The sequence below is a fragment of the Campylobacter magnus genome (assembly GCF_028649595.1).
GTDB classification, from domain to species: Bacteria; Campylobacterota; Campylobacteria; order Campylobacterales; family Campylobacteraceae; genus Campylobacter; species Campylobacter magnus.
Genome location: NZ_JAQSLK010000002.1, coordinates 238,763 through 251,025, shown reverse-complemented (window position 1 = coordinate 251,025; position 12,263 = coordinate 238,763). Strand labels below are relative to the sequence as shown.

At 37.3% G+C, this 12,263-nt stretch carries 10 protein-coding genes, 1 tRNA gene and 1 pseudogene; 11 read left to right on the top strand and 1 reads right to left on the bottom strand.

Annotated features, from left to right (window positions below):
* Nucleotides 1–33 precede the first annotated feature (33 nt).
* The 9 genes and pseudogenes from yedE to gltS all read left to right on the top strand — a co-directional run bounded on the left by yedE (nt 34) and on the right by gltS (nt 8,920).
* Nucleotides 34–1,250 (top strand): annotated as a pseudogene (yedE, locus tag PTQ34_RS03755) (selenium metabolism membrane protein YedE/FdhT).
* Entirely contained in the window at nt 1,250–1,489 is a 240-nt protein-coding gene (yedF, locus tag PTQ34_RS03750) for a sulfurtransferase-like selenium metabolism protein YedF (protein ID WP_059432293.1), read from the top strand. Before yedE ends, yedF begins: the two are co-directional and overlap by 1 nt.
* Before the next feature lie 303 nt (nt 1,490–1,792).
* Nucleotides 1,793–2,146, top strand: a complete 354-nt coding sequence (locus tag PTQ34_RS03745) for a c-type cytochrome (RefSeq protein ID WP_273932185.1) — start codon at nt 1,793–1,795, stop codon at nt 2,144–2,146.
* The gene (hemL, locus tag PTQ34_RS03740) at nt 2,143–3,417 is read left to right on the top strand and encodes a glutamate-1-semialdehyde 2,1-aminomutase (RefSeq protein WP_273932183.1); all 1,275 of its coding nucleotides are present in this window, start codon (nt 2,143–2,145) and stop codon (nt 3,415–3,417) included. Before PTQ34_RS03745 ends, hemL begins: the two co-directional genes overlap by 4 nt.
* 499 nt (nt 3,418–3,916) lie before the next feature.
* A complete protein-coding gene (locus PTQ34_RS03735) occupies nt 3,917–4,225 on the top strand; it encodes an AtpZ/AtpI family protein (RefSeq protein ID WP_273932182.1) in 309 nt (102 codons plus the stop codon).
* 10 nt (nt 4,226–4,235) lie between these two features.
* Nucleotides 4,236–4,718: a hypothetical protein gene (locus tag PTQ34_RS03730; RefSeq protein WP_273932181.1), complete on the top strand. Its 483-nt coding sequence runs from the start codon at nt 4,236–4,238 to the stop codon at nt 4,716–4,718.
* Nucleotide 4,719: 1 nt separating this feature from the next.
* Nucleotides 4,720–6,642, top strand: a complete 1,923-nt coding sequence (locus tag PTQ34_RS03725; protein WP_273932180.1) for a hypothetical protein — start codon at nt 4,720–4,722, stop codon at nt 6,640–6,642.
* A gap of 1 nt (nt 6,643) precedes the next feature.
* Nucleotides 6,644–6,940, top strand: a complete 297-nt coding sequence (locus tag PTQ34_RS03720; protein ID WP_273932179.1) for an EscU/YscU/HrcU family type III secretion system export apparatus switch protein — start codon at nt 6,644–6,646, stop codon at nt 6,938–6,940.
* A gap of 765 nt (nt 6,941–7,705) precedes the next feature.
* On the top strand, nt 7,706–8,920 hold the full coding sequence (gltS, locus tag PTQ34_RS03715) for a sodium/glutamate symporter (protein ID WP_273932178.1): 1,215 nt from the start codon (nt 7,706–7,708) through the stop codon (nt 8,918–8,920).
* 140 nt (nt 8,921–9,060) lie between these two features.
* Here gltS and PTQ34_RS03710 read toward each other — a convergent pair.
* Nucleotides 9,061–9,147, bottom strand: a tRNA-Leu gene (locus PTQ34_RS03710).
* Between the two features lie 453 nt (nt 9,148–9,600).
* Between PTQ34_RS03710 and PTQ34_RS03705 the strand changes: the two genes are divergently transcribed.
* Complete coding sequence (locus PTQ34_RS03705; protein WP_273932177.1) at nt 9,601–11,265, top strand: DEAD/DEAH box helicase; 1,665 nt, start codon at nt 9,601–9,603, stop codon at nt 11,263–11,265.
* 212 nt (nt 11,266–11,477) lie between these two features.
* A complete protein-coding gene (gene sodB / locus PTQ34_RS03700) occupies nt 11,478–12,131 on the top strand; it encodes a superoxide dismutase [Fe] (protein WP_273932176.1) in 654 nt (217 codons plus the stop codon).
* The last annotated feature ends 132 nt before the right edge of the window (nt 12,132–12,263 follow it).

The window sequence follows — 12,263 nt, the reverse complement described above, 5'->3', positions numbered from 1 at the left end:
AGTTTGGCAAATAACAATTTCAAATGTTAATCAATGATTTCTGCCTTAAATCAATTTAAACAAAAATATCTTATATATTTTTGGGACACTGCAAAGTCTATGATAGCACTTGCCATCATAGCTTCTATTTACTTTGGTTTTTTTGGTACTGGTTGGCAAGTAACTGGTGAGATGACGCGCTGGGGTGGTGAGTTTTTAGAGCTTTTTGGTCTTGATACTAGCAAATATAGCTATTATAAAATGACAAATCTCTCAGGCAATCCGCTTACTCGCTATGAAGGACTTGTGCTTATAGGTATGTTTATTGGCGCATTGATAGCGGCTCTCTTTGCAAATAAGGTTAAATTTCGCCTACCAGCTAGCCGCATACGCATCTTTCAAGCTATAGCTGGTGGTATCCTCTCAGGTTTTGGTGCTAGACTTGCTTTTGGTTGTAATCTGCTTGATTTCTTTACCGGACTTCCATATTTTTCTTTGCATACTTGGGAATTTGCTGTGTTTATGGTGCTTGGTATTTGGTGTGCTACAAAGGTCGGTAAGCTAAAAATTTTTATGCCAAAAGCTACTCCCCAAAATGTGGTATAAATGGCAAAGGCATCGAGCATGACAAAGGACGCGCAAAACGCCATTTTAGATATGGTGTGGTGATTTTGATTGCTACGCTTGTTTGGCTTGTTTATCTTTTTGTCGTTACAGAACCATTTAAACTAGGAGTAAAATCTAGCTTTCTTCCACTTGGGCTTATCTTCGGTCTTATTTTTGGTTTTATTATATCTCGTGGTCAAGTATGCTTTACATCATGCTTTCGCGATTTGTTTTTGTTTGGTCGTGATAATGCCGCAAAGGGAGCATTTTACGGAATGCTTATCGCCACATTTATAATTTTTGTGCTTATGTTAAATGGTTATTCGGCTTTTGTTAGAAGCTTTTCAATTGCTGTTGCTTTAGGTGCATTTTTATTTGGTTTTGGTATCGTGTTTGCAGGAGGTTGCGAATGCGGATGGGCTTATAGAGCAGCTGAGGGACAGACGCATTTTATGATAGTTGGTGTGGCAAATTTCGCCGGAACTGCTATTTTAGCAATTATTTATGATCAAATTCCAGATTGGATCAAGTCTGGTCCAAAGATTCAGTTTTTAAATGAGCTTGGTTCTTTGCCAGGACTTACATTAAATGCTGGACTTTTATTGCTTTGTGTTGCACTGATTTTTGCTTATAAAAAACGATTTTTTGCAAAAGGAGGTTACTAATGAAAGCTAATTATGAAATAACTTATAGTCTTGATATCCAAGGCGAGGCTTGTCCTATGCCAGCGATTGCTACCTTGGAGGCATTACCACAGCTAAAAAAAGGAGAGGTCTTAGAGGTGCTTTGCGACTGTCCACAGGCGATAAACTCTATCCCTGTTGATGCAAAAAACCGCGGTTTTGAAGTTTTATCTATAGAACAAGATGGTCCGACTCTTAGATTTATCATAAGAAAACCATAAATCAATATGAATAAATTTGGGTTAGTTTTAGCCCAAATTTTTAAATTTATAAGTGTAGTTTTTTTCTATTTTGCATATATGAGTAAAAAATTAACAAACTAAGAGCCACAGCTAAAAAAATAACTCTAAAAGAGCCTAGAAAATAGCAAAATGGGAATTCTAGAATTCCCTTAACTCACTGCTAGACTTCTAGCACTCATTTGAATTTTAAAATTTCGTAAAAAGACAAAATTTTCTAACTTAACCGCCTTTTAATATAAAAAAGCGTATGATACTAGAATTTTTTTTAAGCATAATTTAGAAATGAGTAAATTTTTATATATTTTTTTATTGTTTTGTGCCCTAAATGCTGAGGACTTTATCTCAAAAATGGAATACGCTCGCATGCTATACCAAAATCCCAGAGGTATCGGCTGTAATAAATGCCACGGCGAAAATGGCGAAGGCAAGCTAATAGCTAACTACAAACAAAAAGATACCAAAAACGGCAAGCTAAGCACTTTAAGCCTAAGCGCACCGCAAATAAACAATATGGATTTTGAAAGCTTTAAAAAATCAATAAATAAAAGTACAGGTATGATGCCAAGTTATTTTCTAACAGATGCTGAAATACTCACTCTTTATGAGTATTTACAAACCAAAAAGGAGCAAAAATGACAAATCAAAAAGCCTTTGAAAAAGCCAAAGAATACATCCCAGGTGGCGTAAACTCGCCTGTTCGTGCCTTTAAAAGTGTAAAAGGCTCTCCAATTTTTATTGAGCGTGGAAAAGATGAGTTTATCTACGATATAGAGGGCAAAAAGTATATTGACTATGTGCTTAGCTGGGGGCCACTTTTTCTAGGACACAGCGATAAAAGCGTAGAGGGCGCAATTACTAAAACCATGAAAAAAGGACTTAGCTTTGGGGCTCCAACGCTGATTGAAACCCAGCTAGCAAAGCTAATTTTAAGCAAAATCAGCTACCTTGATAAAATCCGCTTTGTAAGTTCAGGCACAGAAGCTACCATGAGTGCTATCCGCCTAGCAAGAGCTTATAGCAAAAAAGATGGAATAATCAAGTTTGAGGGCTGCTACCACGGACATAGCGACAGCCTACTTGTAAAGGCAGGTTCAGGCGCAACCACCTTTGGAAACTCAAGCTCGCCTGGCGTGCCAGAGGATTTTGCTAAGCACACGCATTTAGCTATTTATAACGACATTGCTAGCGTGGAGAAATGCTTTAATGAAAGTGATGATATCGGCGCTGTGATAATAGAGCCTATTGCTGGAAATATGGGGCTTGTGCCAGCTAGCCTTACATTTTTGACCCAGCTTAGAGATTTGTGCCGCAAAAAAGGTGCTGTGCTTATCTTTGATGAAGTTATGAGTGGCTTTAGAGCAAGTATGACAGGCTCTTATAAGTTTAATAAAATCAAGCCTGACCTAGCTACTTTTGGTAAGGTTATTGGCGGTGGGCTAAACGCAGCTGCCTTTGGCGGAAAAGATGAAATAATGAGCCTTCTAAGCCCAGATGGAGCTGTGTATCAAGCAGGCACGCTAAGTGGAAATCCACTGGCTATGGCAGCTGGAATTGCTACACTTAGTAAGATTTTTGCTACTCCAAATGTATATGAAAAACTAAATAGCAAGGTAAAAAGCATACTAAAATGTATGAATAGCAGCGCAAAACGCAAAGGCATAGCCTTGCAAACAGAGCATCGTGGCACGATGTGGGGCTTTTTCTTTAATGAAAATAAGGTTACAAACTACGATATTGCGCTAAAAAGCGATACACAGATGTTTGCGAAGTTTCACGCAGCTATGCTAAAGCGTGGGATTTACCTTGCCCCTAGTCAGTTTGAGACTTGCTTTATTAGCACGAAGCACAGCAAAAATAGCATTGAGGCGACGTGCGAAGCTATAGAAGCAAGCTTTAAAGCACTTTGATTTTTGCGAATTGTTATTAGTGACGGATTGTGCTTAAAGCCTAGTAGGCGCACGGCTCAATGAACCTTATGTTCTATTTACGCCGTACACCTACTAGCCTTTAAACACACTACGCCTATTCTAAAATTCGCCCACTTCGTGAAATTCTAGAATTTGGTGTTTTTTAAATTCTAGAATTTGGCATTAAATTCTAGTTTTAAATTCTAGAATTTAAAAATTTTAACAGTCGCGACAGCGGCAATAAAAACAAGGCGCGGCACTTGAGGTGAATTTGTCCGCCGCGGTGCGTGCGCTAGATATATAATCTGCGGAGCATCGCGGCGGACAAAGACACCCAAGAGCCCCGCCAGCCGATAAAAGCAGCAGCAATAAAAAACACGGCTCCAAGATCGTGAGGTGAATTTATTCGCCGCGCGCTGATGATAGAATACTTAATTCATCGAGGCGTGCGGCGGATAAAGGCACCCACGAGCTGAGCCGATAAAATAAAGATAAAAAAATGAAAGAACAAAACAATAGTAAAACTTTTAAAATAGCGCGTGCAGCTGATAGCCTAAGCCTTGGCATTAGCATGGTAGTAGCTGTAGCAATTGGCACAGGTCTTGGCGTGTGGTTACGGCAGTACTGGGGAAACTGGGCGCTTTTTGGCGGAATTGCCCTTGGCGTCTTCGCAGCGATAAATAATGTCTTCAAAGCCTACAAAGCCCAAAAAGCAAGCTATGATGAGCTTGGCGATACTCACGCTATAATAAAGCCAAATAGCACTAAAAAAACCGCCCAAGATGACGATATAGGCAAAAATATTTAAGTGAGTAAAAGTGGCAAAAAAACTAGCTTTAATTTATCTTTGTAGCGACGCAGTGCTGATTGTTATTTGTGCGTATTTTGGCGCAGTCCATGTGCTAAACTCACAAGTTGCTTTAATCTCTAGTTCGCTCATCATCTTAGCTAGTTTTTTAGGATATAAAAAGCGTGTGGCAAAAAAAATAGTAAATGCTGATATAAGCGCATTTGATGATGTTTTTGATGATAATGAGAATTCTAGAATTCCCAGCCAAGATGAAGTAGCAAAGCTAGAGAATTCTAGAATTCCTAATGAAAAAACCCCAAAAATACCTTTGCGCCTTTATGAGTTTGGCTCTGTATTCTCGCCTTTGCGCTTGCTTGGCTATGTTTTGCTTATTTTAGCTTTTTTTATTCTATTAAAAAAAGAGCTTTTTGAGCCACTTAGCTTTTTAGCTGGCATTGCTGTGATGCCTATTTCTGCGCTATTTTCAGCTGTTTTTATAAAAGCAAAATAATATGATAAACACATCCATAACCCAGCCGTTAGTAGACAAAGAAATAAGGGAACTAGAGCGAGATAAGCGCATAAAAGATGTCTCGCAGCGAGTAACAAGCACCAAAGACACCACCACAAAAGACGCTACAAGCAAGCCGCTTTTTGACAAGCAAGAAATCCTAGGAGAAAAACAAACCTTAATAGAACAAAAGCTAGGTGAGCTTACAAACAAGCTACTAAGCGGGCTAAAAAGTGGCGAACAAGGCCCAAATATGCCACGCCTGCTCCAAGTCGCCCCAAACCTAGCAAGCGATGTAAGAGAGCTGCTAAAAGCCCTAGAGGGCAACGAAAAGCTAGCCACTTTTAAAGAAGCCTTAGCAAAGTTCATAAAGCCGATTGAAAACCTAAGCCCACAAGGCGTAGCACAAGGGATTAAAGACTCAGGCATAATGCTAGAAGCCAAAATCGCCCAAAGCCTAGAAGCCCAAAGCCTACCAAGCAAAATCAAAGAACTACTTAGCCAGATGAAAAACACGCAAAATCAAGGGCTAAAAGAAAGCTTTTTAAAGCTACCAAACGACAGTGATGCTAAAAAGAGCATAAACGACCTTCAAACCCTGCTAAAAGAGCAAAAAAAGCTAAATCAAGAGATTATAAATAACTCGCCTTTTAAAGCCCTAGACAAGGCAAGCAACGCCCTAGAAAACGCAGCAAAATACCTTGATAAACTCTCAAATCTAGGCAAAAACCTTAGCCTAAAAACAGCCCAAAATCTGCTCTTGCGCATAGAATCAAGCATACAAAACGCCCAAAAAAGCGCAAATAACTACAATCTAAATAGCGCTACACTAAAAGATGCTAGAGCTATCAGGGAACAAATAAATGCTAGCGCAAACGAGCTACAAAACGCTCTAAATTTGCTAAAAAATAAAGATAGCAATTTTAAAGCCTTTCTTACTCGCTATGATCCAAATAATAAGGAAAATGCCACGCTAAAAGAGGCTTTAAGCAAACAAAACGAGCCAAAAGCAAATCATATAAGAATAAATATACAAACAAGCAACACAGGTAGCACAGCGCACTCGTCTTCTCTAAACGCAAACTCTGCGCAAAACGCCAGTTTATCGCAAAACGCTAGCCAAAATAGCTCTTTATCTCAAAACGCCAGTTTCTCGCAAAACTCCACTCTAACACAAGAGCAAAATAGCTTTAAAAACATAAATCTATCGCAGTTTAAAGAAGCAATCGCCTCAGAGGTAAACACCCCAAATCTCCAAGGCAAAATCACTGAACTAGCTCGCGCCTTAACTAGCCTAAAAAACACTCTTAGCCCAGAACTAGCTAGCGCAAAATCAGCCCTTGAAGAAATAAAAAGCCTTGCTCGCTCAGCCAAAAGTGCTGCTAAAAGCATAGGCGCAATCAAGCCAAATAATGCAGAACAAGCTCTAAAAGAGCTACAAAGCGATATGAAATCTGTGCTTTTAAACCTTAAAGAAAGCACGCAAAATCAATCCAGCACGCAAAATATCCACACCGCTGCGCAACGACTTTTAACCCAGATTGAAATCCACCAGCTAGCAAGCTTTGCGCAAAACTCGCTACAAACCTACCTGCCCTACCACTGGGACGAGCTAAATAGCTCAAACCTTAGCTTCAAGCGTGGCAACAAGGACAAGTTTTACGCTCGCATTGAGCTTAGTTTTGTGAAATTCGGCGAAATTGGCATAGTGCTAGGTCTGGCTGAGAATAAATTTCTTGATGTTAGCATACAGACTGGCAATGATGGCTTTAAAGAAATTATTTTAAGCGAGACCAAAAGTCTTAAAAGAGCGCTAAACGAACTTGGGCTTGTGGTAAATAACTTTTTTGTGGCTAGCAAAGGCGGCAAAAGTGCCTATGAACAATTCGAAGACATCGACCTAGGATATAACATAAAGGCATAAAATGGCAGAGAAAAAAGCTAAAAATCCACTAAAATCAGCTCTAAAAAAGGCTGTCGCCCTAGGCTATAACAAAGAAAAAGATGGCGCCCCAAAGGTGCTAGCAAGCGGTCAGGGCGTCATCGCTGAAAACATCATCGCAGCAGCCAAAGAAAACAATATCCCTATAAAAAAAGATAAAGACCTAGTTGAAATCCTAAGCAAAATCGATATAGACCAAGAAATTCCACCAAATCTATACCGCGCGATTGCTGAGATTTTTAGCTTTCTTTATCGTGCCACGCAAAATGCCAAGCGATAGTTTTTTTTGGGGGTTAGGGGGTATTTTTAGCTTGGGAATTCTAGAATTCCTACGAAATTTAATTTAAAAATTCTAAAATTCCTACTAGGAATTTTAGAATTTATTCTAGGAAATTTTAGATTTAGTCTTAGGAATTCTAGATTTTATCCTAGTAATTCTAGAATTCCCTACTATGTCATCCTCGGGCTTGACCCGAGGATCTCTATAGGGAATTTTAAATTTATTTGTGATGAGATCCCCCGATCAAGTCGGGGGATGACACAAGGCTTTGGAATTCTAGAATTTTCGTCATTGCGAGCGAAGCGAAGCAATCTCTAGAAATTCTAAATTCATCCTTAGGGAATTCTAGAATTTATTTAGGTAATTCTAGAATTTTGCTCGCTTTAGTGGGGCAAGCCAGCCCCGCAAATTTTATAAGGGCTGCGCCCTAAACCCTTAGGGGCTGCCACCCCTAAAACCCCACTAAAATCTAGAATTCTTGCTCGCAATGACGGAATTTTAAACGGAATTTTGAATGAGATTACTCCCTCTGCTTTGCTCCCTCGCAATGACGGAATTTAATCTAAAAAATCTAGAATTCCTACTAGGAATTCTAGATTTAGCTAGGAATTCTAGATTAAAAGACACCCCCTAACCCCCAGAAAAGATAAGCTAAAAATGAGTAAAATAGTAACAATAAAAAATAAAATTTACTTTTTTATACTGATTTTTCTCTTTGTTGTTATTTTTTTGTTAGTATTTTAGCAAAAAAATAAAGGAGATTAGATGCAAACAATTTCATTTGATTTTTATTCTACTTTGGTGGTTATGGTCTTGGTGCTTTTGCTTGGGGCTTTTTTGAACTCTCGTATAAAGGTGCTTAGCAAATACAATATCCCAGAAGCCGTGGTAGGCGGCATCATAGCAGCTAGCTTGTTTTTGCTTTTGCGTGTTTTTGGCGATATCAAGCTTAGTTTTGATGGCTCGCTAAAAGACCCGCTGATGCTAGCATTTTTTAGCTCTATTGGCTTGCTCGCTGATTTTTCATCGCTTAAAAAAGGTGGCAAAAAACTCTTTATTTTTTTAGTCGTCATTAGCGTGCTTTTAGTGCTGCAAAACGCCGTTGGTATAGGCATTGCCACAGCCCTTGGACAAAACTATCTTATAGGACTTTTAGCAGGTTCAATCACTATGAGCGGAGGGCATGGCACTGGCGCTGCGTGGGCTAGTGTGTTTGGCGCTGAGCCTTATAGCTTTGCTGGGGCTTTGGAGGTGGCTATGGCAGCAGCTACCTTTGGGCTAGTAATAGGCGGCATTATAGGCGGGCCGGTGGCTACTTATCTTATCAAAAAGCACAATCTTAAAACCCCAGGCGATAGCGCAGAGAGTGTCCATATCCCTATAACCGAGCTTGAAGCATATAAAGAGCGCAAAATTACGCAAAACAGCTTCACCCAAAGCCTTGCTTTGCTTGCTATTTGTTTGCTTGTGGGGGTTTATGTTGCTGATTTTGTAAAGGGGCTTGAGCTTGGTTTTACCTTGCCTACTTTTGTGTATTGTCTTTTTACTGGCGTGATTTTGCGCAACTCTTTAAGTGCACTTAAAATCCACGAGGTCTTTGATAGAGAGGTTGGCTTGCTTGGCAATGTTAGCCTTGCGCTATTTTTAGCTTTTGCTTTGATGAGCATTGATCTAGTTCAGCTAGCAAATCTTGCTTTGCCGATATTTAGCGTGCTTTTTGTCCAAAGCGTGCTTATGGTGTTTTTTGCGATTTTTGTTACATTTAGATTTTGTGGGAAAGACTATGATGCAGCCGTGCTCTCAGCTGGGCACTGCGGCTTTGGCATGGGTGCTACGCCGACAGCTATGGTAAACATGCAAGCTGTGTGTAAAAACTACGGTATGAGCCACACAGCCTTTATCATCGTGCCGCTATGCGGAGCCTTTTTTATAGATATAGTAAATGCCATTGTGATAAATGGCTTTTTATCTTTATTTTAGGCTTGAAATGTAAGTTAAATAATTTCACCTAGATTTTACCCAAGTTTTATTTTACACTCTGTATAATATTGAAAAATCAATAGAAAGGACTTGGGTAAAATGGTAAATGAAATGCTTTAAAGTATGATTTTACTATATCGTGGTGCCTCGGGTCGGACTCGAACCGACACATGGTTGCCCATACCAGATTTTGAGTCTGGCGCGTCTACCAGTTTCACCACCGAGGCAAAAAGGCTGTGATTTTAGCCAAATTTTCTTTAAGCTTGGCTTATTTGCTTGAATTATTTTTAGATTTTTAAAAAAATATTTTGTTAGCAGAAGCAAAAATAAAAGCGCAGAAAGAAAGAGATAAATTAACAAACATCACCATAAATGAAGTTAATTCTACCTTTAAAGAGTGTTTTTTTAAATATTGTAGGCATAAAAAAATGCATTAAGACCAAATAGTATAAAATCACTAGAAGCTTGCTATAAAAATTATTTTTCAAAACTTGATAATAAAAAACTTTATAAAATTACACGCAAAGATATCTTAAAGGCTCTCGAGCCACTCATACAATCTAACAAAGCTACAACGCTTGAAACAGCCATTATTTTTTTAATATGAGCTTACTGCCACACCAAAGGATAGCTCAAATGTAATACACTATACAAATGCCAGAGAATTAAAGCAAGAAAACATGGTAAAGCTACTAGTAATTTTATGCAACTTTGTAAATGTAGCAAGTGTTATAGACAATGCGATAGTTATGCAAAACAGACTAGAAGCAATAGCAAAAAATGAAAATTCTAATTTACGACCAATAGTGCTATTTCAAGCACAAAGTGGAGCAAATGAAGATGCGCATACTTTTGAGAAACTAAAAAATAAGCTAGTAAATATCGGTATAAAAAAAGAGCAAATAGCGATAAAAACTGCTAAAATCAACGAACTAGATAAAATTGATTTATTAGATAAAGATTGCAAAATACGCTATATCATCACTATAAACGCACTAAAAGAAGGCTGGGATTGTCCTTATGCGTATATTTTAGCTAGTATTGCTAATAAAAACTCTACTGCTGATGTAGAACAGCTAATAGGTAGAGTATTGAGGCAGCCAAACGCTAGAAAATACACAAATCAAGAATTAAATGTAAGCTATGTGCTTACTTGCTCAAATGACTTTGAAAGAACCGCTAAAAGTGTAATAGCTGGATTAAATGGAGCTGGGTTTAGTAAAGATGATTATAGGCAAAAGGATTTTAGAGAGCTAGATGAGTCACGAGAAGATAAGGGTATTTTGGAGTATGCAAATGATGAAAATAACAGCAATGAAAATAGCGAGTTTTTATCTGCTGATGTTAGTATAGACAATATCACAAAGAATATAGAGTTAGAAAATAAAGTAAGTAAAATACTTGAAAATGCCAAAACTATGGCTAATGAATACGACAAAGAAATAAAAGAAAATTCATCTAACTTAGATTATTTTGGAGATTTAGAAGTGAAAGCTAGTAAGATAAAATTTGAAGTTGAAAAAATACCGCAATTTATAAAGGTTTTGCCTAGTGGCTCTATTTTATTTGAAGAATTAAATAGCAAGGTGCTAGAAAAAGAATATTTGGAAAAAGATTTTAAATTAGCAGATAAAGATATACAAATCAATTTTGACTTAGCAGAAGGCAGTATTTTTGAAGTGTATTTGAGTGAAGAAGATAGTTTGCCAAAATATAAAAAAGTAGCACAAATACAAAGAGAGTATTTTAAGCAGTATCTAAAAACAACAAATGATGAAACTAGAATTCGCCAAAGTATAAATTTGATTTTTGGTAAGCTAAGAAATGATAATGCTTTAAACGAAAATGATTTAAAAAACTATATAGAGCGTATAGTAAATAATCTAAGCGATGAAAGAAAAGCAAAATTATTAGATGAAATAGACGCATACACAATAAAAATAAAAAATAAAATTAAAGAGTTAAAAAGTGAATATAGAGAAAAAGTATTTTATGACTTATTAAATAAAGGTATCATCAAAATAAAAAATACTTTTAGCTTTCAGCCAAAAATACAAGCTTATAAACTAAGCTCTTTGCATGATAAATCTCTTTACCAAGAAGAAATAGACAATTTGAATTCGTTGGAAAATAAAGTGCTAACCGAGATTGTATCGTTAGGTAACATAAAATGGTGGCATAGAAATAAAGATATGAAACCTGGATTTTGTATAAATGCTTTTATCAATCATTACCCAGATTTTATAATTTGCACCGAAAATGAAAATATCATAATGCTAGAAACAAAGGGAGATGATAGAACAAATGATGATAGCAAGACAAAGCTCAAATTAGGCTCAAAGTAGGAAGATAAAGCTGGGGATAAATACTTTTATTTTATGGTGTTTGAAAATAGTAAAATTGAAGGCTCTTTACTAGTAGATAAGTTTATTGATACTATAAAAGAGTTGTGATATTTAAATTTCGCAATATTTGTAAATTTATTTAAGAGTTTTACGCTCTTGCTGAATATTTTAGGCTATAATTTCAAATCTCAAATTAAATCAAAGGAGAAAATATGCTAGAGTTAAGAAACCTACCATTTGACCCAAATTCCAACGCAGTAGTTAGTAAAGAAGCCTGTGATTATCACCACGGCAAACACCACCAAACATATGTAAATAACTACAACAATCTAACAAAAGATAGCGAACTAGCTAATGCTAGTTTGTATGATGTGCTTGTAAGCTCACAAGGCGGATTATTTAACAACGCTGCGCAAGTGTATAATCACGATTTTTACTGGGATTGTATAGCGAAAAAAAGCGATAAAAGCAGTGAGCTTGAAGCGGCTTTAAAAAGCGATTTTAAAGACTTTAAAGCTGAATTTATAAACTCAGCCACAACTCTTTTTGGTGCTGGCTGGACTTGGCTAGTTTATAACCCAAACACAAGCAAACTAGAGATCAAAAACACCTCAAACGCAGCTACACCAGTAACTGATGGATTAGTGCCACTTCTAGTAGTTGATGTATGGGAGCACGCTTATTATATAGATAGTCGCAATGCTCGCCCGGCGTATTTGGAGAAATTCTATGAAAATATCAATTGGGATTTTGTAAGCACAGCTTACGAATGGGCGAAAAAAGAGGGGCTAAAATCTGTGAAATTCTACATAGATGAGCTTCACCCTGTAGCATCTGGTTGCTGCGGCGGCGGATGCGGTCATTAAATTTCTATTTAAACTCTAAAGAAATTTAGAGTTTAGTTGTGTTTATATTTTGTTTTTAGCATTTTTTGGTTTTATTATAGCGTATGTTATGATAAAACCTTTGATAATCCAAAAAATTGTTAAAAACCACCC

Coding starts and splice junctions, on each gene's coding strand:
- yedF (WP_059432293.1), top strand. CDS start 1,250: ATGAAAGCTAATTATGAAATAACTTATAGTCTTGATATCCAAGGCGAG.
- PTQ34_RS03745 (WP_273932185.1), top strand. CDS start 1,793: ATGAGTAAATTTTTATATATTTTTTTATTGTTTTGTGCCCTAAATGCT.
- hemL (WP_273932183.1), top strand. CDS start 2,143: ATGACAAATCAAAAAGCCTTTGAAAAAGCCAAAGAATACATCCCAGGT.
- PTQ34_RS03735 (WP_273932182.1), top strand. CDS start 3,917: ATGAAAGAACAAAACAATAGTAAAACTTTTAAAATAGCGCGTGCAGCT.
- PTQ34_RS03725 (WP_273932180.1), top strand. CDS start 4,720: ATGATAAACACATCCATAACCCAGCCGTTAGTAGACAAAGAAATAAGG.
- PTQ34_RS03720 (WP_273932179.1), top strand. CDS start 6,644: ATGGCAGAGAAAAAAGCTAAAAATCCACTAAAATCAGCTCTAAAAAAG.
- gltS (WP_273932178.1), top strand. CDS start 7,706: ATGCAAACAATTTCATTTGATTTTTATTCTACTTTGGTGGTTATGGTC.
- PTQ34_RS03705 (WP_273932177.1), top strand. CDS start 9,601: ATGGTAAAGCTACTAGTAATTTTATGCAACTTTGTAAATGTAGCAAGT.
- sodB (WP_273932176.1), top strand. CDS start 11,478: ATGCTAGAGTTAAGAAACCTACCATTTGACCCAAATTCCAACGCAGTA.